16 protein-coding genes are annotated in these 23,491 nt (G+C 69.1%); 8 read left to right on the top strand and 8 right to left on the bottom strand.

The annotated features are described in order from the left end of the window. Positions 1-186: 186 nt before the first annotated feature. Positions 187-1,752, top strand: coding sequence for a B12-binding domain-containing radical SAM protein (locus tag G6O54_RS33020; protein ID WP_165233856.1), 1,566 nt, complete (start codon positions 187-189; stop codon positions 1,750-1,752). 43 nt (positions 1,753-1,795) lie between these two features. On the opposite strand, the gene G6O54_RS33015 is transcribed toward G6O54_RS33020, so the two are convergent. Both G6O54_RS33015 and G6O54_RS33010 read right to left on the bottom strand, forming a co-directional pair. Next, entirely contained in the window at positions 1,796-2,845 is a 1,050-nt protein-coding gene (locus G6O54_RS33015; protein ID WP_250847201.1) for a Gfo/Idh/MocA family protein, read from the bottom strand. A gap of 65 nt (positions 2,846-2,910) precedes the next feature. Further along, complete coding sequence (locus G6O54_RS33010; protein ID WP_165233853.1) at positions 2,911-6,798, bottom strand: serine/threonine-protein kinase; 3,888 nt, start codon at positions 6,796-6,798, stop codon at positions 2,911-2,913. A gap of 216 nt (positions 6,799-7,014) precedes the next feature. Here G6O54_RS33010 and G6O54_RS33005 point away from each other — a divergent pair, with 216 nt between their 5' ends. Next, positions 7,015-8,961: a S8 family peptidase gene (locus G6O54_RS33005; protein ID WP_165233850.1), complete on the top strand. Its 1,947-nt coding sequence runs from the start codon at positions 7,015-7,017 to the stop codon at positions 8,959-8,961. Positions 8,962-9,014: 53 nt separating this feature from the next. Here G6O54_RS33005 and G6O54_RS33000 read toward each other — a convergent pair whose 3' ends face one another. The 3 genes from G6O54_RS33000 to G6O54_RS37520 form a co-directional block, all read right to left on the bottom strand. After that, positions 9,015-9,290: a hypothetical protein gene (locus G6O54_RS33000; RefSeq protein ID WP_165233847.1), complete on the bottom strand. Its 276-nt coding sequence runs from the start codon at positions 9,288-9,290 to the stop codon at positions 9,015-9,017. Between the two features lie 205 nt (positions 9,291-9,495). Continuing rightward, complete coding sequence (locus tag G6O54_RS32995) at positions 9,496-11,400, bottom strand: right-handed parallel beta-helix repeat-containing protein (protein WP_165233844.1); 1,905 nt, start codon at positions 11,398-11,400, stop codon at positions 9,496-9,498. Positions 11,401-11,611: 211 nt separating this feature from the next. Further along, complete coding sequence (locus tag G6O54_RS37520; RefSeq protein ID WP_250847200.1) at positions 11,612-13,033, bottom strand: glycosyl hydrolase family 28-related protein; 1,422 nt, start codon at positions 13,031-13,033, stop codon at positions 11,612-11,614. Positions 13,034-14,169: 1,136 nt separating this feature from the next. On the opposite strand from G6O54_RS37520, the gene G6O54_RS32985 reads away from it, so the two are divergent. Both G6O54_RS32985 and G6O54_RS38250 read left to right on the top strand, forming a co-directional pair. Continuing rightward, positions 14,170-14,775 (top strand): RNA polymerase sigma factor, encoded by a 606-nt coding sequence (locus G6O54_RS32985; RefSeq protein WP_165233841.1) that lies wholly within the window; start codon positions 14,170-14,172, stop codon positions 14,773-14,775. Positions 14,776-14,844: 69 nt separating this feature from the next. Then, positions 14,845-17,982, top strand: a complete 3,138-nt coding sequence (locus G6O54_RS38250; RefSeq protein WP_165233839.1) for a protein kinase domain-containing protein — start codon at positions 14,845-14,847, stop codon at positions 17,980-17,982. Positions 17,983-18,108: 126 nt separating this feature from the next. Here G6O54_RS38250 and G6O54_RS32975 read toward each other — a convergent pair whose 3' ends face one another. Then, complete coding sequence (locus G6O54_RS32975) at positions 18,109-18,315, bottom strand: hypothetical protein (RefSeq protein WP_165233836.1); 207 nt, start codon at positions 18,313-18,315, stop codon at positions 18,109-18,111. 295 nt (positions 18,316-18,610) lie between these two features. Between G6O54_RS32975 and G6O54_RS32970 the strand changes: the two genes are divergently transcribed. The 3 genes from G6O54_RS32970 to G6O54_RS32960 are packed head-to-tail and all read left to right on the top strand — an operon-like array spanning position 18,611 to position 19,661. Next, a complete protein-coding gene (locus G6O54_RS32970; RefSeq protein WP_165233833.1) occupies positions 18,611-18,844 on the top strand; it encodes a hypervirulence associated TUDOR domain-containing protein in 234 nt (77 codons plus the stop codon). Beyond that, positions 18,841-19,179, top strand: a complete 339-nt coding sequence (locus G6O54_RS32965; protein WP_165233830.1) for a DUF3140 domain-containing protein — start codon at positions 18,841-18,843, stop codon at positions 19,177-19,179. Before G6O54_RS32970 ends, G6O54_RS32965 begins: the two co-directional genes overlap by 4 nt. Positions 19,180-19,184: 5 nt before the next feature. Continuing rightward, positions 19,185-19,661 (top strand): DUF4385 domain-containing protein, encoded by a 477-nt coding sequence (locus tag G6O54_RS32960; protein ID WP_165233827.1) that lies wholly within the window; start codon positions 19,185-19,187, stop codon positions 19,659-19,661. Positions 19,662-19,714: 53 nt separating this feature from the next. On the opposite strand, the gene G6O54_RS32955 is transcribed toward G6O54_RS32960, so the two are convergent. Next, positions 19,715-20,428 (bottom strand): MBL fold metallo-hydrolase, encoded by a 714-nt coding sequence (locus G6O54_RS32955; RefSeq protein ID WP_165233824.1) that lies wholly within the window; start codon positions 20,426-20,428, stop codon positions 19,715-19,717. A gap of 308 nt (positions 20,429-20,736) precedes the next feature. On the opposite strand from G6O54_RS32955, the gene G6O54_RS32950 reads away from it, so the two are divergent. Beyond that, positions 20,737-22,203 carry an ankyrin repeat domain-containing protein gene (locus G6O54_RS32950; RefSeq protein WP_165233822.1) on the top strand — a complete coding sequence of 489 codons (1,467 nt, stop codon included), beginning with the start codon at positions 20,737-20,739 and terminating at the stop codon, positions 22,201-22,203. A gap of 432 nt (positions 22,204-22,635) precedes the next feature. Here the strand turns inward: G6O54_RS32950 and G6O54_RS32945 are convergent, their stop codons facing one another. Further along, complete coding sequence (locus G6O54_RS32945; RefSeq protein ID WP_165233819.1) at positions 22,636-23,325, bottom strand: DUF6985 domain-containing protein; 690 nt, start codon at positions 23,323-23,325, stop codon at positions 22,636-22,638. Positions 23,326-23,491: the final 166 nt, after the last annotated feature.

Below are 23,491 nucleotides of genomic sequence, written 5' to 3'. Positions count from 1 at the left end.
TTAACGCCGATCGCTCACCCCGACGGCACTTCGGATCGCCATTCTTGCCCGAATTCGCGCCTCGTCGGACGATTGTTCTATCCAGCGGCCGCGTTCCGCGTTATCCGTGGAGCATATCACGATGCCCGCGCCGACTCGGGCATCCCCTCGACACCGCCCTCGTTACCCACAGGCCAGGCGTCCTCTATGGCTCGGATCTGCCTGATCAACCCCCGCTTCCCCACGTCCTTCTGGGGCCTCAACCATGCACTCCCGATGCTCGGCAAGAAGGCCAACATGCCGGTCCTCGCGTTGCCGACCCTCGCCGGACTGACCCCGCCGGAGCACGAGGTGGTCCTGATCGACGAGAACGTGCAGGACCTCGACCTGGACGCCCTGGACGCGTTCGACATCATCGGCCTGACCGGCATGTCCGTCCAGCGCGATCGGATGAACGAGATCCTCGTCGAGCTCCGCGCCCGGGGGATCTTCGTCATCGTCGGCGGGCCGTGGGTCAGCGTGGCGGAGGGCTGGTTCGAGCCGGGCCTGATCGACGTGGCCTTCATCGGCGAGGCGGAGGAGACCTGGCCTCGGTTCCTGGAGGAATGGGCGCACGGCCGGCACGCCGGGCGCTACGAGCAGGCCGAGAAGACGGACATGACGCAAATTCCGCCGCCTCGCTACGACCTCATCCCGTTCCGCGAATACGCCATGGGTTGCATCCAGACGTCGCGCGGCTGCCCGTTCCAGTGCGAGTTCTGCGACATCATCGTCATCTTCGGCCGCCGCCCGCGGATCAAGACGCCGGAGCAGGTGGTGGCCGAGGCGGAGGCCCAGCGGCGCCTGGGGGCCCGCGTCATCTTCCTCGTGGACGACAACTTCATCGGCAACAAGAAGGCCGCCAAGGTCATCCTCCGCGCCCTGATCGAATGGCAGAGGGCGCATGCCTACGCGGTGACCTTCTTCACCGAGGCCTCGCTCGACCTGGCCGAGGACGAGGAGCTGATGCGGCTGATGGCCGAGGCCGGCCTCGTCGCGGTCTTCATCGGCATCGAGAGCCCCGACGAGGACGCGCTCCGCGAGACGAAGAAGTACCAGAACGTCCGCGGCTCGATCGAGGAGAGGGTCCGCCGCGTCCAGGATGCGGGGCTGGAGGTCTACGCCGGCATGATCGTCGGCTTCGACAGCGACGACGTCGGGGTCTTCGACCGGCAGTTCGACTTCCTCACCCGGGCGCGCATCGTCGGGGCGATGGCCGGCATGCTCTCGGCGATCCCGAGGACCCCCCTGTACGACAGGCTGGAGGCCGAGGGGCGGCTCGACAACGCCGCGGCGGACGACCCGGACATCGCCACCAACATCATCCCCCTGGGGATGACCCGCGAGCAGCTCCGCGACGGCTGGGTGGACCTGATGGAGCGCCTCTACGACGCCGACAGCTTCTTCGAGCGGTTCGACGCCCTGTTCATCGAGGGGCGCCTCCCGCTCGCGACCGCCAAGATCGGGTGGCTCCGCCGCCATCGGCCGCTGTCGTACCTGAAGGTCCAGGTGCTGACGATCCTCGCCGCCGTCGGGATCCTCGGCCGGCTCTGGGCCGAGCCCCGCACCCGCCCCTTCCGCGGCACCTACGCCCGCCACCTGCGTCGCCTCCTCGCCGCCAGGCGCCCCCCGCGCTACCTCTTCCAGTTCGCCTGGAAGTGCGCCCTCCACTTCCATCTCGCCACCCTGACCCGCCGGATGGTCCGGGGCGAGACGGGCCTGGTCAACACCTGAGCGACCTCCGGCGGACCGGCGGGCGGGCGAGCCGCGCATCGCGTCATTTCGAGGGCGCGCCGGCCTGCTCGCGGGCGCGGGCCAGGACGCCCTCCAGGTCAACCGGCTTGCCCCCCTGACGCTTGCTCTCGTCGGCGGCCTCCATGAAGGCGTAGATCTCCAGCGTCTCCTTCGCCGAGACGGGCGGCTTGCCGGTGCGGAAGAACTTCACCACCTCGACGAGCAGCGGCTCGTAGCCGCCGAAGCCCTTGCCCAGGACGATCCCCTTCGTGCCGAAGGCGAGGGCCCCGTAGTCATGCGGCCCCTGGCGGGTCCCGCGGAAGGTGCCGATCCGGCCGTCCTTCCAGGTGCCGGCGACGATCTCCGAGCCCTCGGTCCGGGTGCGGGCGACGGACACGCAGCCCGGTCCCATCACCGTGAAGAGCGTCTCCACGCCGTGGATGCCGTACCAGAAGAGGTCCGGGTGGTGCGGCTCCAGCGGGCTCGGGCTGAAGGCGTCGCAGCCGACGACGTCGCCGACGGCGGGATTGTCCCTGAGCTTCCGGACCGACGGGCTATACCGCAGCGCCGAGCTCGAGAACCAGGGGGTGCCGGACTCCTCGGCGAGCCTCGCGATCGTCAGGGCATCGGCCAGCGAGCCGGCCACCGGCTTGTCGATGAAGACCGGCTTGCGGGCCCGGAAGACCGGCTCCGCCTGCTTCAGGTGCGGGCGGCCGTCCACGCTCTCCAGCAGGACCACGTCCACCTTCGCCAGCAGGGCGTCGATCGAGTCCACGATCTCCACCTTGTGGACGTCGCGGAGCTCGCGGGTGTACTCCTCCATGTGCTTCGTGTTCCCGTCGATGTCCGGGCTCCCCCCCGGGAACGCCGCCACCACCCGGACCCCCGCCAGCTCGGGCTTCGGCTCCGGGGCGTTCAGCGACTTCGTGAACGCCGTGGCATGCGAGGTGTCCAGGCCGATGATCCCCGCCCGCAGCGGCCTCGCCGCGGCGTCCTGGGCCGCGGACCTCGGTGGGACGAGGGCGGATAGCATCGCCAGGGCCAGAGCAAGGGCGTGGGCTGGTGGGACGAGGCGAGCAGCGGGTCGAGGCACGGTGGATCTCCGGTCGTCAGGTTGCTGATGAGCGTTCGTCGAGTGCAGGCCGGCTGCGGCCGCCCTCATTTCGATAGGTTCTTTCGGGGCTTGATCTGGTAGGTGTTTGGCGCGCCGGCCTTGAGCCGATCCCGCTCGGCCTTCCAGACCTTCACTTCCTCGGGCTTGCCCATCTTCTCACCCCAGGCGATGAGTCGATCGAGCGCATCGACGAGGCGAATGGACCTGTCCTGCGGCGGGATCTTGTCGATGCGAGCCTTGATGCCTTCGTAGCCGTCACGGAGCAGCGGGCCGGCCTCATCATATCGCTTTTGCCCCAGTAACGCCCCCCCGAGCAAGGCCCGGGCGCTGAAGGTCCTCCAGTCGTCGGGTATGACCTTCTCACGGACACTCAGGCATTCGCGGAGGATCGACTCGGCCTCCTTCCATTCCTCCCCTTTCAAGAGAACGAGCCCGTATCCGCCCAGGCAACTGTTCAGCTGCGGACCGTTCGCATCAAGCTTGTCGCGGGCATCTTGAACGACCTTGCGGGCCAGCCCTACGGACTTCTCGGATAGCTCGACCATTCCAAGTGTCTGCATGAGCGGTCCAGCGACCCAGGCGAGCTCCGGCGACTTCTCGCTCGCCTCGTAAGCCCCTTCCAGTAGCGGCAAGGCTTCAGAGAAACGCTGGGCCATCATGAGATTCACGCCTAGATTGGCGCGGGCGTGCCAGACTTGGGGGCTCCTGTCTCCGAACTTCCTCTCCTGAATAGCCACCACTTCGTCGAAGAGCGGCGCCGAGCGACCAAATTGCCCCTCGCTCGCATAAGCCTGGGCGATGCTGGTCATGGCCTCAAGCCTGATGGGGTGGTCGACGAGCTTCTTCGTCCGGGACAGGACGTCTTCCAGCAGCTTGATGGCGTCGGCGGTTCGCCCCGCACCGCAATAGGCGCCCGCCAGATTGACCGTGGCGGCCAGCGTATCGGGCCGATCGGGGTTGATCGCCTTCATCCGCGGCAGGACATCCTCCAGAGCTTTGATCGCCTCCACCGGCTTCTTCATACCGAGATAGGCACCTCCGAGGTTGGCGCCAGCGGCCAACATGCCGGGATGGTCGGGGCCGAGCACCTTCTTCATCCTTGGCAAGACATCCTTCAATAGCTTGACCGCTTCGGCGGACCGACCCACGCCATTGTAGTTTCCCCCCAGGCTGACCGTGGCGGCCAGCGTGCCGGGATGGTCGGGGCCGAGCGCCTTCTCCATCCACGGTAGTTCCTTTTCCAGGAGCTTCACCGCTTCGGCGGGCCGTCCCGCGCCGTTGTAGGCACTCGCCAGGCTCATCACCACCAGGAACGCCCCGAAGTGACCGGGGCCGAGCGTATCCTTGATCTGCGGTAGCTTCCCTTCCAGCAGATGGACCGCGTCGGCGGGTCGCCCCACACCGTTGTATGCCTCCGCCAGGCTGGCCGTGGCGGCCGACATGATATAGTGATCGGGGCCGAGCGCCTTCTCGATCCGCGGGAGTTCGCCCTCCAGCAGCTTGACCGCCTCGGCGGCACGTCCCACGCCGTTGCGGGCGGCTGCCAGGCTCATCACCGCGAGGAATGTCCCCGGATGATCGGGGCCAAGTACCTTCTCGATCCGCGGGAGTTCGCCCTCCAGCAGCTTGACCGCCTCGGCGGGCCGACCCATCCCGTTGTAGCCGTCCGCGAGGCCGGCCAAGGCGGTAAGCAGATCATGATGATCCGGGCCCAACTTCGCCTTCATCCGTGGTAAGGCATCCTCCAGCAACTTGACCGCCTCGGCGGACCGACCCTGGGCGTTGTAACCCTCCGCCAGGTTGGCCGTGGCGCCCAGAACGAAGGGATGCTCGGAGCCCAGCTTCGCCTTCATCTGCGGTAGGATGCCTTCGAGCAACTTGACCGCCTCGTCGACTCGCCCCGCGATGCCGTACGCCATGGCCAGGTTGTTAATGACGATCAGCGTGCGTCGATCGTCGGGACCAAGCTTCGATTTCGCCGCCTCCACCAGCAGCTCGAAGAGCGGGACGACGCGGCGGGTCTGGCCAGCCTGAGCGTAGGCCAGGGTCATGTTGTTCATTGCCATGAGCATGTCGGGATCGTCGGGCGTGAATCGCCGCTCAATCCTCGTGTGTTGCTGCTCGAGGATGTCCACAGCGTCTCGAGGCCGTCCGTCGGTCCGGATGCATTCCGCCAGGGCGATGACGCTCAGGAGTGTCTCGCGATCATCGATCCCGAGCCTTGTTTCGAGGGTCGTCCGTGCCCTGGAAACCAGGTCGATCGCCTTCCCGGGAAAACCGAGTTCGAGCTGCGCCTTACCCAAAGCCATCTGCAGCCGGGCGACGCCCATGGGATCGTCTGTGGCATCATCCTTGAGCGACGCGACCGCCACATCGAGCCGCCGGCTGAGTCGCACGGCGAGCGGGAGCGTCTTGATGTCATCACCAGTCGGATCGAGCTCGGTGAAGATCGACATCAGGATCTCGTTGGCCCTGTTCTTCTGTGCCAGGCGTTTTTCGGCTTCGGTCTTCCGCTCCTCGGCGAGCTTCTTCTGCGCGTCGGCCTCCTGCTGACGCTTCTCGGCGAGCTTCTTTTGGTCGTCGGCCTCCTTCCGGCCTTCGACAGCAAGCTTCGTCTGATTCCGGGCGACGACGAGGCCCCAGGTCGTGCCGATGATGCCGCCGAGCAGCGACAGCAGCACCAGCGAGGCGGCGCGATGCTTCTTCCTGAACTTCTCCAGGCGATAGAGGATCGTCGGCGGGCGGGCGGAGACGAGTTCCTGGTTGAGATGCCGCTCGATATCGTCCGCCAGCCCTTTGGCGGAGTCGTAACGGCGGGCGCGTTCCTTGGCCAGGGCCTTCATGACGATCCAGTCGAGGTCGTCCTTTACGAGTTGGGCCAGTTGGCCCGGATCGGCCCAGTGCCTAGCGGCGAGGTCCGGCAGCGTCTGCAAATTCCTGAGCCGTTTGCTCGGCGTCGGCGGATCCGTCTCGCGGATGGCTTTCAGGAGCTCCTCCAGCGTCTGTGTACGGAGCGTGTCCAGCGTGATCGGCATCGACCCGGTGAGCAATTCGTAGAGGATCGCGCCCAAGCTGTAGATGTCGGCGCGGATGTCGATATCCAGGGTGTTCCCCCTGGTCTGCTCCGGGGACATGTACCAGTACGTGCCGGCCAGGGTCCTGAACTTCGTGTAGAGCGACTGCTGCGTCAGGCGAGCGCCGCCGATGCCCTTGGCCAGGCCGAAATCGATGAGCTTGGGCACAGGCCCGCCATCAAGCTCCGTGACCAGGATGTTGGCGGGCTTGAGGTCCCGGTGGACGATGAGCTTCTGGTGCGCATGGAGCACGGCCATGCAGACCTCGCGGAAGAGCCTCAACCGCGAGCGAAGGTCGAGTTTGTTGTCGTCGCAATAGTCGGTCAGCGAGATGCCACGGATGTACTCCATCACGAAGTAACGGCGGCCCTTCTCGACGCCGTCATTGAACACCTTGGCGATGTTCGTGTGATCCATCAGCCTCAGCGCGGAGAGCTCCGCCTCGAACCGAGCGGCGAACTGGCCCGTGTCCATCCCGGCCTTCATGACCTTCAGCGCGACCCAACGACGGACATCCCCCACCTCTTCAGCGAGGTAGACCTCCCCCATTCCCCCTTCCCCGAGCACCTCGCGAATCTTGTACCGGCCGGCGATGACGGAGCCTACACGGAAGGCCTCTCCATTCGCTGGTCTATGAGCCCCCGAGGTCGGCGGCCGCTCCCCGGGCTCGGGAACCTCCACGCGTTCGCCGGCCGACTTGACCGCCGGGGACTCGCCGACATCAGCCGCCCCTTTGAGGTGCGCCTGGAGTTCATCGTCCCCTCCGACCTCGCGCTCGATGTATGCCCGCCGCTCGGCGGGGTCGTTGTACTCGAGGGCCGCCAGGAATACCGACCGCTGTTTGCGATCCGCGGGCATGAGATCTGTCTCCGAGGGTGGATGCTCCGTTGCGGAGTGCATCGACTCTCGCAGACCGGAAATGGCCTGAAAAGCGAAATCCCGGCCATGACTCCCGACGTCCCGTCGAGGCACGCTCCCTTGCCCTCAATCACGACGCTCGTTACGCTCTTTCTCGATCATCTCGGAATGTTGTGGGAACGCGCCCGAATAAGACGCCGCCTCGAGGATGCGACGATGTCCCCTACGCCTACGCCTCATGAGCCCGGCCTGAGCCAGGTCCTCGACCCCAAACTCCGGAGATTGGTCCATGACCTCAAAAGCAAGGAATCAACAAGGCTACGGGCGGACGTGGATAGTGCCTTCCTGTCCTCAAGCGTGATCCTCAAGGCGGACCAGCTCCCCGACCCCAAAGACCTGTTCAAGCGCGTGCTGGTCAAGCTCGATCGCGATGAAATTCCGGCGCCCATGGCCGGCCTGAGTTGGTCCAGGATCGTGGACGAGATCTATTCGGTCAACGTGCCGGTTAATCGCCTCGACGACCTCGCCGCGACGCCCGGCGTTCAGTTCGTCTCCGCCGGACACCAGGTCGGCGTTGACCTGGACACCTCCCGCGTCGAGGTTAAGGCCGACGTGGCCCAGGCCCCACCGCCCGACGGGCATGGCCTGAGTGGCGAGGGCGTCGTCATCGGCATCGTCGACTTCGGCTGCGACTTCCGCCTCGCCGACTTCCGCGAGGAGGACGGCAAGTCCACCCGGATCAAGTTCCTCTGGGACCAGTCGCTGAAGCCAACCGGGAAGGAGAAACCGCCCGAGGGCTTCCCGCACGGGGTGGAATACACCCACACGGATATCGATTTCACCAATGGCGTCATCCCCGCGAGCGAATCGACGCGGAAGGTCCGGCATGCGCCGGAGCGCTCCTCGCACGGGACCCACGTGATGGGGATCGCCGCGGGGAACGGGGCGACCGCGGACGCCGCCTTCCCGGCCGGCCGCTTCGTCGGCATGGCCCCGAAGGCGACGATCATCTTCGTCCACCCGGCCGCCAACGATCAGAAGACCAGCTTCACCGACTCGGTTCACGTCGCCGAGGCCGTCGCCTACATCTTCCGCAAGGCCCGGGAACTGGGCCTCCCTTGCGTGATCAACATGAGCCTTGGTCAGAACGGCGGCAGCCACGACGGCGAGAGCATCGTTGAACGCGCAATCGACCGCCTCCTCGAGGAACCCGGCCGGGCCTTCGTGGTGGCCGGCGGCAATGAACACCTCTGGAGCCCGCACGCCTCCGGCGCGATCCAGGCCGGCGAGACCCGATCGCTGGGCTGGCGGGTCGGCGGACCCTTGCCTGCCCCCTTCCCCTCAACCTTGAACCCGGGACCGGACCGGACCCCCAACGAGATGGAGATCTGGTACTCCTCGCGCGACCGCTTCGAGGTCCGCGTGATCGACCCGGACGGCCATGCCACCGACTTCCTGGCGCCCAACGGCCAGCCAATCATTCACCCCATGCCCGGCGGCAATCGGGTCTTCATCGACTCGGAGCGGTTCACGACCCTCAACGGCGACGCCCGAATTTACATCGAGGTCCACCCGGCCGCCACCGCTGCCGTGCATCCGGGCGACTGGCGCGTGGAGATCCGCGGCGCTGAGGTCCGTCACGGCCGCTTCGACGCGTGGATCGAGCGCGACCTGCGCGACATGGGCAATCATTTCGGCGACCAGTCCACCTTCGTCCCGGCCAACGTCGACCCGACGATGACCCTCTCCACCCCCGCGACCACCCGCCGGGCCATCGCCGTGGCCAACTACCGCCACAGCCCTTCGGTCTCCATCAGCGTCTCTAGCGGACGCGGCACAACCCGCGACGGACGGCCCAAACCCGAGGTTGCGGCCCCCGGGACGGACATCCGTTCCTCGAACTCCGGCTCCCAGCAGCCGTCGCCCGCGCCTGGCACCACATCAAACCCCGCCCGGGTGTCCATGACCGGCACCAGCCAGGCCGCGCCTCACGTCGCCGGAATCGTAGCCCTGCTTCTGAGCAAGGAGGCCAGCCTGACGGCCGCCCAGATCGGCAAGCTGCTGATTGCCTCCGCCCGGCCGTTCCCCGGTGGCCCGGGATTCGACCCCGCATTCGGATTCGGACTGGTGGATGCCGCGGCGGCGATCAGGCTCCTGTCCTGATCCGCAGGCCGATCCGTCCCACGGTCCCGGCGGCGTGACGCGCGGCCCCGACCTCAGCGGCGGTACGCCTGGCCGGCCTCCACCTGCACGACCCCCGCCATCTCGGCGACGTCCGAGAGGTGCCCGGCGGACACGTCCACCGTCGCGAGATTCGATTCCGGCATCCATGCGCGAACGACCCCCCCCACGCCACGAACGTCGTGCTCGAAAGACTTTCGATTCATCGACGGAGCGACCTGGATCAGGGCGGAGACGGTCTCATCCTCCGCCGATAGCAGCGCGAGCTTCTTGGCCGCTGGCCCCAGTCGCTTCGAAAGACGTGTCTCCATGGCGAAAGCCTCCCGTCGAGGCAACTCGATCGTCAAGGATAGGGCCTCTCTCCCTCCCCATCCTGTCTCTTCAAACAGTAGGCCGACTTGATGGCAGGATCCAGGAAAAATCCACCCTGCCGAAGGAGTCTTAGGTTCATTATCGTCCATTTGGATCAAAGAGTCGAGCCCATGCCCCAAGCCGAGAGGTGGAGGCCGCGCTAGGTTAGTCCTGGTAGTTTGTCTTCTTCGTAGTCGTATGCCGGAGGGCATCGAGGCGAAGGCGGATGGCGTGACCCGTGCCCACGGCCGCCGGGGATGCGGCGGCGGCGACGGCGAGGCCGGTCGAGTTCGAGGCCCCGCCGGCGATCGTCAGCCAGAGGGTCCGATGCGGCTGCCGCCCGGGCATCAGCCGCAAGGTCACGGACTTGGTGGCCGCCTCGTAGCGGACGCCACGGACCCGCGCCATGCGATCGTCGCGGGTCCCGGGCCGGCGATCGGGGCCGGCCCAGGCCAGATGATAGAGGGACGGATCCTGGACCCGGGCGATGTCCATCGGCTCGCTGAAGGTCAGGATGACGGCCTTCGTCCGCCGCGGCACTCCGACGGTCTGGACACCGATCAGCGTCGGCGCGGACCGGGTGGTCAGCGTGAAGTCCACGGCGCCGGCGCCCGCCGATCGGGCGGCGACCGCGGAGGTGCCGTCGAGCTCCCCGGCCACGGCGAGGACGCTGGCGCGGCCGGCCGCGTCGATCGTCGCGGACCGGCGGGCGAGCTCGATGACGGCGCCCGGCCCCGGGGCATCGAAGTCGACCCGGCCCCCCGCGACCGGCTCGCCGTAGCGGCTGGCGACGGACACCGCCAGCGGCGCGGCGAAGGCCAGCTCTGGGAGCGCGGCCTGGCCGTCGCCGGAGTCGATCGCCAGGACGAACCCGCGCGACTCGAAGGCGCCGATGTCGGGGGCGGAGCCCCACGTCCGGGGGATCCCGCGCTGATCGACGGCCTCGGCGTCACTCATCACGGGCCCGCCGGCGTCGATGGCCGGGCTGCCGGGGAGCAGCGCCATGGTCGCGGTCGGCCCGCCGTTGTCGGCGAGCGGGCCGAGCAGCGGATCGGCGCCGGTCAGGTCGGTCGGATCGAGGGCGAACCCGGGGGCATCGGTGAAGAGATTGTGGCCCAGGGAGGTCACCGGTCCGGGCGTCACGACCCCGCCGCCGACGTTGCCGCCCGGATTGGCGAAGATGTCGGACCTCACGACCAGGGCCCCGCCGCCGGAGATGCCGCCGGCTCCATTGCCGGAGGAGTTCCCGGCGAGGGTCGAGCTCGTGATGGTCAGCCTGCCGTCGCTCGTGTTCTCGATGGCGCCCGCGTCGTAGCCGCTGGTGTTGCCGCTGAGCGTCGAGCCCACGATCCCGAGCGTTCCGGAGTTGTAGATGCCGCCGCCGAAGGTCGTCGTCGTATTGCCGCTGATGGTGGAGCCGACGATCGTCATCGTCCGGCCGGTGTCGTTCCAGATCCCGCCGCCGCTGAAGACCGTGCGATTGCCCGCGATCGTCGAGCCGACGATCGTCATCGTCCCGGCGTTGTAGATGCCGCCGCCGTAGCCCGGGAGGGCCGAACAATCGCGGACGGTGATGCCGCGGGCCTCCAGCGTGCCCGCGTTGTAGAGGCCGCCGCCCACGCCCGCGAGCCCGACCGTGGGGGCCAGTCCCCTCGACACGGTCAGCCCGGAGATCGTGCCCACCACGCCGGCGTCCACCTGCATGACCCGGACCGCATCATTTCCGCTGATCGTCAGCAGGCCGGCACCGGGCCCCTGAATGACCATCGGCCCGGCGGTCCCGGACAGCTCCAGCGTGCTCGCCAGCCCGATCGTCCGCGGCGCGTCGAACAGGGCGGGATCGAACGTGACGAGGCTGCCGGCCGGATTCGCATCGGCGTTCGCCGCCGCGATCGCGTGGCGGAGCGAACCGAGGTCGTCGACGCGATCGCCCAGGTCCGTCACCGTGTAAAGCGTCGGGGTGCCGGACAGGAGCGACCTCGCCTCCAGCCGCTCCAGCACGCCGATCCGCCCCCCGCGCCGCGCTCGTTGCCGGGCCAGGCTCGCCGGTCGCCGAGATCCGTCGAACATCGGTGTTCGCTCCTGAATCCGTGGGAGAGAAGAGGTCCGCGGCCTTTACGACCGACGTCCGGCCCCCAGCCGATACGATGCGATGCGATCCGCCCCGGGGTCGGGCCGGCATCGGTCCATTCCATTCTATCAGCGATCGATCCTTGCAACCTCCCGCCGGCCGGGAATCCGCGACGGAGACTCGCGCTCCGCCACGCGACAAGGCTTCCCCTCATCCCCTCCAGGCTCCGCCCAGGCGTCTCGCGAAGCAGCCCGTGCCGCCGGGCATGACGGGGCTGGCGGGGGTCCCGTCGGGGCAGAAGACCTCGCTGCCGTCGGCGGCGTGGTCGGGAAGGAGGGCGTGGGGGCAGCCCTGCGACTCGCGGACGATCACCGTCCCCGCGGGAGCCAGGACGTAGCGACGCCGGAACGTGCCCAGGAACTGGTTGTCGGCGACGACGATCGGCGGCATCAGGCCGTTGTCGCCGCCGCCCGCATTCGCGCCGACCTGGATGCCCACCGGCTGGTTCCGTCCCAGCTCCTCCAGGAGGTTGTCCGCGAGCTTCACGTTGCGGCCGTTGCCGATCCGGTAGTGGCACCCCCCGGCGCCCAGGACGTGCCGCGTGATGTTCCGGCAGATGAGCAGGTCCTGGATGAAGTTGACGGCCGGGTCGCCGTTGGCGGCGATCCGCACCGAGGCCGCGTAGGTCGGGCCGTTGGTCAGCGCGGAGAACTCGTTGTCGCAGATGGCCATCATCGTGGTCTGCTCGTCCTTGACGGATTCCACGTGGACGCCCGCCTCGGCCTGCTCCTCGATCGTGTTCTGGAAGATCCGGATGTAGCCCGCCGGGTTGTGGGCGATCGCCGCGTGGACGCCGTGGCGGGCGCCCAGGATCTCGTTCTCCGCGATGTGAACATAGCCGCAGCCGAGATGGATGCACGACCGCTGGGTCGCCCCCTCGGTCTGGCCGAAGAAGTAGTTGTTCCGGACGTGGCCGCCGCTCCCCTCGATCCTCATGTCGGTCGTCAGCGAGATCGCGTCGTCGACCCAGTCGCCGAAGTAGCAGCCGCGGACGGTGCCCCACGCCGGACGGATCGCGGAAATGCCGGTGTGAAAATGATTGATGGCGACGTTCTCGACCTGGTAGTTGGCCACCGTGGCCGTGCCGGGCGGGTGGAGGAAGATCGCGGCCCCGGCGGCCATCGGCCGCCGCGCGGGGGCCACGTTGACCTGGAAGTCGCGGAAGAGGCTGGGATGCATCGACTCGACGTCGAACAGGTGGCCGGCGGCGAAGTCGCAATAGATCAGCGTGCAATGATCGTTCGCCTGCGCCCCCGAGCCCGGCCCCGCGCCGTTGCCCTCGCCCCGGATCGACACGGGGACGTCCGACCGGAAGCCCGACGTGACGCGATACCGCCCCACGGGGAGGAAGACCGTCCGCCCCCCCGCCACCTTCAGCGCCGCCCGGATCGCCGGCGCGTCGTCGGCCGAGCCGTCGCCCACCGCCCCGAAGTCGCGGACGTTGATCCAGTCCGATGCGGGGATCGCCCTCGTGCCGGACTCAGGGCCGGCCAGCCCCATCGTCGGCGCCGAGGCGCCCAGGAGGCAGAATCGTCGTCGACCAATCAGATCGAATTGCGGGGTTTCGGACATCGTTTGTTGTCCTCCGTCGTTGAGCGCGAGTCGTGGGCAGTCCGCATTCCGAGTTATACCTCGCGCGAGCCCATGAGTGGCTGTGGAGGAGCGAAGCGACCCCACGGTCTGCAAGCTCTCGCCTCCCCATGTCTCAGGTTCACGGGGTGAGAAGGGGCTCAAATCCGGTCCGCGTCTCCTCGCCCGGGTGGCCGTGGCAGGGACGAAGTCAATGCCACGGGATCGCCATGGCTCACGCGCAAGGCGCCTGCATCGCGTCCAGCCAGTGCGATCCCGTGGTGTCGCTTCGCTTCCACCACAGCCACCCGAAGAGGGTTCATCCGGAAGGAGCGCGCGCCCGATCGGAGGCTCACGGCCGAAGGGGCAAGACGGCCTTGAGGGAAGAATCGGGTGGCCGGGTGAGGGGAGCGGGCCGGGGCTTCGAACTCGGGCGACGATCGGTGGTCGTCGCGAGCCCCGAGGCCGTCTCGGGCTCGCTTGCCAGGGCGGGCCGAGAGAGCCATCGTTCCCCCCCTTACCAAGGTGGGATTCAGGGGGGTGAATTCGATCGCCGTGGCCCGGACCATTCACCCCCTCCAACTCCCCCTTGGTAAGGGGGAGAGCCGGATTTGGCCTCGTCCTGAAGCCCGCGAGCGCTTCCGCCGGATGAGCCCCAAAGAGTGGGACCTGGTCGACATCGGCGGGACCTATCCCGGGAATCGGCGCGATTCCCCCGGATGAAGCATCAATTTCCCCGGTTGCGTGGTACGTCTCGTCGTTTCCTGATTCCCGCCCGTGGTGTTCCACCACGGCCACCCATGCTCCGGGCTCGCGGCGAAGGACTGTGGCCGAATTGCCGGCGAACAACTGTGGCGCGTGACACGCAGCGACCCCACGGCCACCCGGAGGTGTGTCTTCCTTCGCCGGCTTCGAGCCGTCGTCGGAGTGTCAGGCCGAGGCCCCTCGATCTGGGACGGTCCCCTCGCAGCCTTCCCCGGGCCGCCGGCGTGGGAGGGGTGCGCATCCCCTTCCCCGATCACGCGGTTCGTCCCCGCGCCGGCGGGAGACCGCGGTTCCGGGGCGATCTCCGGGAAAAATCCCGCGCGGGCCACTAAGATCTTGGTTCGGGCGTTGTGAATACCCCATGGGAGGGCTGGATGGACGACTCGCCCACGACGCGGCTGAGCCTCCTGGCTCGCCTCCGATCGCCGCGAGACGAGCAGGCCTGGGAGGAGTTCGCCGCGATCTACGGGCCGCTGATCGTCCGGCTGGCCCGGCGGCGGGGCCTGCAGCCGGCCGACGCGGCCGACCTGGCCCAGGAGGTCTTCGGGGCCGTGGCCGCGGCGATCGACGGCTACGACCTCGACCCGGCGCGGGGGTCGTTCCGCGGCTGGCTCTTCCGGATCGCCCGCAACCTCACGGTCAACTTCCTGGTGAGGCGCCGACGGCACCCGCCGGGCCCCGGCGGCTCCGACGCGGCGGGCCTGCTCGAGGCCCAGCCGGCCCCGGAGGACTCGTCGTCCTTCGAGCTGGAGTATCGCCGGCGGCTCTTCACCTGGGCGGCCGAGCAGGTCCGGGGCGAGTTCACCGAGGCGGCCTGGAGGGCCTTCTGGATCACGGGCGTGGAGGGCCGCAACGCGGCCGAGGCGGCGGCGGAGCTGAAGACGACGGTCGGCACGGTCTATGTCCACAAGAGCCGAGTCATGGCGCGGCTCCGCCGCGAGATCGAGCGGGTCGAGGGCCGCGAGGCGGACGGCGGATGACGGCCGGGCGATGCGACGCGACCGGGCGAACCAGGATGAGACGAGTCGAGACGAGAGGACGGGCGGGCGATGCGATCGGCCGGGACCGGGTGCAACACCGAGACGCTGGCGCGGCTCCTGGCCGATGCCCTGGCCGAGGCCGAGCGGGCCGAGGCGATCGGGCACCTCGACCGCTGCGAGGCCTGCCGCGCCGCGATCGAGGGGATGGCGGCCGAGGCCTCGTGGTGGGACGAGCTGCGGACGGCCTTCCGCCCCGACGACCCGGACGAGGCGGCCGAGGCCTCGCACTGGCTGGGCTTCCTCGAGCCCTCGGAGCGGCCCGGGTCGCTCGGCCGGCTGGGGGGCTACGAGGTCTCCGGCGTGGTCGGCCGGGGCGGGATGGGGCTGGTCCTCCGCGGCTTCGACGAGGCCCTCAATCGCTACGTGGCGATCAAGGTCCTGGACCCGTCGCGGTCGCGGGACGTCGCCGCCCGCCGCCGGTTCGAGCGCGAGGCGCGGGCCGCGGCGGCGGTGGTCCACGACCACGTGATCCCGATCCACGCGGTGCACGAGTCGGCCGGCGTCCCGTACCTGGTCATGCCCTTCGTCGCCGGTCCGTCGCTCCAGGAGCGGATCGACCGGGGCGGGCCGATGCAGCTCCGGGAGGTGCTCCGGGTCGGCATGCAGATCGCCGCCGGCCTGGCCGCCGCCCACGCGCAGGGGCTCGTCCATCGCGACATCAAGCCGGCCAACATCCTGCTCGAGCACAACGTGGAGCGGGTGCGGATCACCGACTTCGGCCTCGCCCGGGCGGTGGACGACGCGTCGATGACGCAGGCGGGGATCGTCGCCGGGACGCCCCAGTACATGGCCCCGGAGCAGGCCCGCTGCCAGCCGGTGGACGGCCGGGCCGACCTGTTCAGCCTGGGCTGCGTCCTCTACGCGATGGCCGCCGGCCGGCCCCCCTTCGTCGCGGAGTCCGCGATGGCGACGCTGCGGCTGGTCTGCGATGCCCCGCACCGCCCGCTCCGCGACGTGGCCCCCGACGCGCCGGGCTGGCTCTCGGCCATCGTGGACCGGCTCCTGGAGAAGGATCCCGGCCGGCGATTCGGGGCCGCGGCGGAGGTGGCCGACCTCCTGGGCCAGGGTCTCGCGCACCTGCAACAGCCGGGCCTCCCGCCCCCGTCCCTGGACGGATGGCCGCCCGGCCGTCGCGTGGTCGGCCGCCGCCTGGTGCGGCTCGGTTCCGTCGCGGCCGCGGTCGTGGCGGCGGGGATGATCGCCATTTCACTCTGGACGCGGGAGCCCAATCCGATGCGAGCCTACCTGATCGTGCTCGGCCTCGCCAGCGCCACCGCCTCCACGGCCCACGGCGGCGACGCCATCGAGGTCGACTTCGCACGCCGGGGGATCGACCGCTGGCTCTTCCAGACCAGGGCCAACGGCACCGGCGGGCGCTGGGAGCCATCCGCGACCGGCGTCGCCGCCACCTTGCCCAGGGGGCCGGCCAACAACCAGCCCGCCCAGCTCGTCGGCCAGTTCCGCCTCGAGGGGGATTTCGAGATCATGGCCGACTACCAGATCGAGTCGCTCCCCAGGGCCACCCGGGACCGATCGGCCAGGGACGCGATGAGCCCGTCGAACAACGTGGAGATCGGCATCTCGGGGCCGGACTGGATGGTCACGTGCTTCCGGGCCAACACCGAGGCCGCCGGCGACAACCTCGGCTATTACGCGAAGACCCCGCTCGGCGAGGCCCGGTTCACCACGATCCCCCTGAAGCGGGCCTCCACGACCCGCGGGCGCCTCGGCCTCCGACGGCAGCGGGGCATGCTCACGATCCTCCACGGGGAGTCCGACGGGATCGGGGCGGACCTGGTGGAGAGCGACCCGATCCTGTTCGGGAGCGACCCCGTCCCGGAGCCGTCGCTCCGGCTGATCAAGCTCAACAGCCGCGATCCGCTGGCGGTGACCTACACCCGGCTCGAGGTCAAGGCGGATCGCATCGTCCGGTTCCAGGAGCCGCCGCGGAGCTTCTGGAGCAGGGCGGCCTGGCCGGCCGGGATCGCCCTGGCGGTGGCGGCGTTCGGGCTCCTGCTCCGCTGGACCTTCTCGGGCAACTCGCGAGGAGACGGCCCCGAGGGCCGGGGCGCCGCCGCCGTGCCGCCCAAGCCGCTCGTGGCCGTGGACGACGGCGCCGTGCTCGCCGGCGACCTGAAGGCGAGGGCCGGGGCGCGAGGCCGGAAGGGGCCGGTGCGGGGCTTCACCCTGATCGAGCTGCTGGTGGTCATCTCGATCGTCGGCGTCCTGGTCGCCCTGCTCCTGCCGGCCGTCCAGGCGGCGCGCGAGGCGTCTCGCCGCGCCCAGTGCGCGAACAACCTGAAGCAGCTCGGGATCGCGCTGGCGAGCTACGAGTCCGCGGTGCGGGCCTACCCGTTCGGCTCGGGCGGCGGCGGGCCGAAGGGGACCACGGTCGGCCGGTGGTCGGCGCAGTCGCAACTGCTCCCGTACCTGGAGCAGCCCGCGCTCTACCACGCGATCAACTTCGCCGGGCTCCCCTGGCGGAACGCCACGGATCCGGCCATCGGGGCGATGAACAGCACGATCCTGACGACAACGGTTGAGGGCTTCCTCTGCCCCACCGACGTCGATCGGATCGACGACCCCCTGCACACGGCCCACAACAGCTACCGGGCCTGCGCCGGGACGCTGCCCTACAACCTGAACGACTCTCCCGACGGAACGGGCCGGAACGACGGGACGTTCTGGTATCAGAGCGCCGTCACCCCGGCGGCGATCCGCGACGGCCTCAGCTCCACGGCCTCGTTCAGCGAGCACGGCCTCGGCGACTCGGCCGCGCCGGACGCCCCGTCCGACTTCTACCTCGTCGGCACGTCGCCCGACGAGTGCCGGACGGCCGGCCCGCTCACCAATCCGCGCCTGACCGATCCCCACCAGTGGTCGGGCGAGCGATGGGCCGACGGCTCCATGGTCTACACCCGCTATCACCACACCTTCCCCCCCGGGCAGCCGAGCTGCCTCCTGGGCGGCGTGCAGGACTACGACGGCCCGATCCTCGCGACCGCGACGAGCCGCCACCCCGGCGGCGTCAATCTGCTCACCGCCGACGGCTCCGTCCATTTCATCAAGGGGACCATCGCCCCCCGCGTCTGGTCGGCCCTCGCCACCATCGCCGGCGGCGAGCCGGTCTCCGCGGACGCGTACTGAGCCGCCGCCGAAACGGCGCCCGCCCCCTCGCCGCGAAACCATGGGGGGACGCTCCGGGGAATGTGCGTCCCCCGAAGCCCTCGGATTGCCGGGGAGACGCAGGATGCCCGTGGTGGCGGCCACCCCTCAAGGCCCCGACGGGTCGTCGGTTTCGTATCGGGACGGTGAAGACAGGTAGGCACACACCAGGCACAGGACGGTGCCGCCCACGGCGGCCGTCAGAAGCACGGCCCCGCTCCGACCCCCGTTGGCGGACACGACGTACAGGGGCGCGGCCAGGAGGGCGAGCAACAGCAGCACCACCGGGATGGCGCTCGGGCGGGCCGCATTCACCGTCCAGCCCATCCACCTCGCATGTCGCGGACCACTCCGGCGGCAACCGGCCGCTCACGTCCCACCTTGCCAGACCTGAAGCACCTCCCACGTCGGCGAGCGTAGGGCCGCGGCCCGTCGGGATCAAGGCTGTCACGACCGGGCCCCGGGATGCCAGGCCATCGACGACCGGAGCCACGCATGGGGCCCTGTCCATGCGGGCGTCTGGCCTTTGGAGTCTCCCGGATCATCCACGGCACGGGAGTCGCATTGCTTGTCCGGTGACCGCCCAAACAATCCGACCGAGGCTCCAGCCATGTCCGAACCCCTCAAGGCCGGCGACCGCGTCCGATGGGAATCATCCCAGGGCACCGTCACGAGCAAGGTCAAGAAGAAGCTGATAAGGCCGACCAGGATCAAGGCCCACAAGGTCGCGGCCTCGCCCGAGACCCCGCAATACCTCGTCGAGAGCGAGAAGACGGGTGCTGAAGCCGCCCACAAGCCCGAGGGGCTGAAGAGGGTGGCCAAGACGAAAGGCGGCCGGCCATGAGCGACGACCGCGCCGCGGTGATCGCCGACTTCAAGGAGGCCGTGAACATGACGGCCCACCAGCTCGAGGCCTGGCTCGAGAAGGAGGAGTCGAAGGAGGTCGGCTACAAGGACGGCGGGAAGGGCGAGTCGGTCGGGCACCACTCCGGGCGCCGGATCGTCGAGATCCTGGGCAAGAAGGAGGCCGACTACGATGACGACGACCTCGAGCACATGGCCAGGGTCGTGGGCTACGTCCATCGCCATCTGGCCCAGAAACCGGGGGGCGACATCGAGGAGACGCCGTGGCGTTACTCGCTCATGAACTGGGGCCACGATCCGCTGAAGAAGCGATGACCGCCATGGCCAAGCCCGGCGACCTCAACTTCGAGGGGGCGAGCTACGCCTGGAAGCCCGACGTGGACTACCGGGCGAACCCCGAGCTCTACCGCGTCGGCAAGGGCGAACAGGGCGTCCTGATCTGCGAGCCGTACAAGGGCGAGCTGGTGCCCCTCTGGCGGTTCAGGACGCCCGAGATCGCCGCGGAGAGCAGCAAGGCCATCTACGGGAAGTTCCTCGCCTACCTCCGGCAGGGCGACTTCGTCGGGGCGGACATGGCCAGGAAGTTCCTCCAGATGGGCTTCACCCGCGCCCGCCGCTACACGAACTACAAGGGCGGCCGGAAATACGATCGCGACGACGGGCACCCGCTCGAGAAGGGCACGGGCGACCCCCTGAAGGCGGAGTCGGCCCGGATCTTCTTCGACGCGTGGAAGAAGGCCGAGGCGAAGCCCGCCTATGCCCGGATGAAGGCCGAGTGGAAGGCGAAGCACGGATAGGGCCGTCCCGTCATCGGCATGAATCCGGCTGGGAGATCCCCCGGCGATGCGGATCACGAGGGCGCGGCCGCCGTCGCCGCGGTCCACTTGCGGGCGAATCGCCTCGAGGCCCGCGCCAGGATCGGCTTGCCGTGGCCGAAGCAGGCGACCTCGAAGTCGAGCGCCGAGAGTTTTGCCAGGCTCCGCCGCCCTTCCTCGATGTCCTCGTACATCGGGCTGGGCGCCAGGCCGAAGGCGTTGGCGGCGGCATCCGCGGCGATCAGGACCCCGCCGTGTGCGGGCCAGAGGAAGGCGAGCTGGCCGGCGCAATGGCCGGGGACGTGGACCGCCCGGATGGCCCCCGGCAGGACGTCGCCGTCGCCGGCCTCGTGCTCGACCTCGGCAGGCTCGACCGTCGTCGGGGCCGAGGGGAGCAGGAACCGGCAGACGATCGCGTTGAACAGCCCGGGGGCCGGCTTCAGCGGCCGGAGCGCCTGGCCCCGGCGGGTCATCGCGGCGTCCACCGGGTGCATGGTCGCCGGGGCGTTCGTCAGCCGCTTCAGCTCGGCGAGGCTCCCCGCATGGTCGCTGTGACAGTGCGTCACGAAGATGTGCCGGATTTCCTCCGGCTTGCGGCCGATCGCGCGGACGGCCTCGAGGATCCCCGGCGCACTCCCCGCGATCCCCGTGTCGATCACGGTCAGCCCGGCCCCCGCGTCCAGGAGGAAGGCGTTCACGAACCGAATCGGCACCTGCCAGAGCCCCGGCACGATCGGCGTGATGGTCATCGCGTAACCTCCTCAACCCCCGGTGTGTCCGCCCCCCCCCGAATCTACCGGCCTCCGGAGTGGCTGTCGATGTCACGGCGGGCCTGTCCGGGATCGCTCGCGCGAGGACGAACGCGCGCTTCGCCCCTGAAGCCAACCCCGCCTTCAATAATCCTCCTCGCCCGGTTATGATCTGACCAACGCGTTACGAGGCGCGTCCGGTCCGCGGGGAAGGCCTGAGGCCACTCGGCAGAACCATCGAAGATTCGATACGAACCTTCTTCGACCTGTAACCGCGGACAACAGGGTCAACCGAAGGAGCGTTCGCCGTGCATCTCCCTGCGCACCCCAATCTCGACCAGCTCAGGAACCAGGCCAAGGATCTCCTCAAGGCCTGTGCTTCGGGCGACACCAACGCCTTGAAGCGATTCCAGGAGCATTCCGCCGAGCCGACCCTCAGCGGGGCCCAGTTCGTGATCGCCCGCGAGTACGGATTCGCCGGATGGCCCGCGCTCAAGGCCCACGTCGATTCGCTGACGCCCGACGACCCCGAGAAGCTGATGCGTGCCATCGAGGACGATGACGTCGCCGGCGTCCGACTGATGCTCAAGCGATCCCCATCGCTCCGGAAGCGGATCAACGATCCGATCGGGCCCTTCGACTCGCCGCCGCTGAACAGCGTCCGAAGCACGCGGATGATCGACGCCCTGGTGGAAGCCGGGGCCGACCTCAACGCCAAGAGCACGTGGTGGGCAGGCGGCTTCGGGGTGACGCACCTGACGAGCCCCGAACTGGCCGCCTACGCCGTCGAGCGCGGGGCCGAGCTCGATATTCACGCCGCCGCCCGCCTGGGGCGTCTCGACCGGGTCGTCGAGCTGATCGAGCACCATCCCGAGCTGGTGCATGCCCGGGGGGGAGACGGCCAGACGCCGCTCCACTTTGCGAGCACGGTCGAGGTCGCCGCGTTCCTGCTCGATCGCGGTGCCGACATCGACGCGAAGGATGTCGATCACGAATCGACCCCGGCCCAGTACATGCTCGGCGACCGGATCGACGTGGCTCGATACCTCGTCGAGCGAGGCTGCAAGACCGACATCCTGATGGCCTCGGCAATCGGCGACCTGGAGCGGGTTCGGGCGTTCCTCGACGCCGACCCCGCATCGATCCGCGTGCGCGGCAACGCCACGTTCTTCCCGATGGCGAACTGGCACGCCGGGGGCACGATCTACCAGTGGTCCCTCGGCCCCAACGCCTCGCCGTACCAGGCGGCCGCGAAATACGGCCATCAGGACGTCATCCGACTGCTCCTGGAGCGAAGCTCGGTGACCGAGCGGCTGATCGCCCTGAGCTGGCTGCATGACGCGGCGGGGGTGACGGACATTCTCGCCGCGAATCCCGGTCTCGTCGTCCCGGCCGACGATCAGGCCGAGATCGCCAGGGCCGCCACGCGGAACGACACGGAGGCCGTGCGCCTGATGCTGAAGGCCGGTCTGCCGGTCACCGCGCGCGGCCAGCACGGGGCCACGCCGATCCACTGGGCCGCTTTCCACGGAAACCTCGCCATGATTGAGGCGATTCTGCCGTTCGGTCCGCCCCTGGAAGACATCGAGAACGACTACAAGTCCAAGCCGCTCGGTTGGGCGATTTACGGGTCCGAGCAGGGTTGGTATTCCAGCTCGGGCGATTACGCCGGTGCGGTCGAGGCGCTGCTTGCCGCCGGGGCGACGGTCCCGGAGACGGCGGGCGGGACCGAGTTGGTGAAGGCGGTCCTCCGGAGGTATGGGGCGAAGGGCTGAGAGATCGAATCGAGGACGGACAACCGACCGATGCCAGGCCCGGCGATTTGGCACGCGGGCCTGGCATCGCCCTGGTACGGAGACGCCGTCTGCAGCCGCTCGGTGATCGCGTGGCGGTTGGGGATCGGCCGGACCTCGCGCCGTCGCATCCTTGCTGGGGGCTGAGATCGGCGCCCCCCATGCCACGCCGGACCTCGCTCACGAGCCATCCCCGTCAAGGCTGCTCCGGGATGTCATCGGCGTCCCAGACCTGCTCGGGGATCGTCCCGCCTTCGCCCGCAAAGATGCCCCGGCCGGATCGGCCTGTGACACTCTCTCCATGACCCAGACGACGCCCCTTGGGCGCATGGCCATTGATGCGTGAACATTGGTGCGATTGATGCGCGTCCTGGATGGGGATGTTCGTGTCGGACGGTCGACCTGGGTCGCCGGCTACGAGTCCTGGAGCACGAAGTCGGCCTCGTCCAGGTCGTAGGCCTGCACCGCCTTCACCGCCTCCGCCACCCCGGGGAAGCCGATCAGCTCGGTCAGGCCGCCGGCCGCCAGCACCCGGTCGCGGTGCATCACCACGCCCAGGCCGTGGTCCCGGTCCCAACCGGTCTGGAACTCGAACGAGCTGAACCCGATGTCGTCCAGGCCGCTGTCGGCCAGCCCGACGCCCACCAGCTTGAACAGGCGGTCCACCGCCGACGGCTCCGCGACGGGCACCTGCCGCTCGATCTCCCGCCAGTATTTCTGCAACGCCTTGTCGTGCGGCAAGTCCTCCTCCAGGAACCGCCCCATCTGCTTGTTGTGCCAGGCGAACAGCTTGGTGCGCAAGGCCGCTTCGATGGCGGTGGTGTGGGCGAGGATGAAGTCCCACGCGCGCTCCTGAAAGGCTTCGAAGCCGTTGCCGCTCACGGCGTAGGTCATCACCTCGATCTCGGAGCTGGCGTCGCGGGCCGACGGGCAAGCCGGGTCGCCACTCGGCCCGCGAGACTTGCGGACCTTCAGCTTCGGGTACTCGGGATACGGTGGGGCGAATGCCACCACCGCGTCGCGGAGCAGCGGCTTCGCCGTCCGCCAAAGTCGGCGGTCTTCGAGCTCGGGGTCGGGCTGGAACCGATCGAGGAACGCGCTCATGACCTCGCTGCCCTCCTTCTTTCGGGCTCCCCGGCTCCCCGGCCCGGCCGGTGCACGGGCCTCCGGGACGGGATCGGGACGAGCCTGGGATGCACAGTAGCCGTGCCGGACGGCCGTGGGTTCGTCCCCATCGCCTTGGTCAGGACCGGCCGACGGTCCACCATTC

It is taken from the genome of Aquisphaera insulae, assembly GCF_011064615.1.
Lineage (GTDB): Bacteria > Planctomycetota > Planctomycetia > Isosphaerales > Isosphaeraceae > Aquisphaera > Aquisphaera insulae.
Note: the sequence above shows the minus strand (reverse complement) of the source record. Positions and strands in the feature narration are given on the sequence as shown.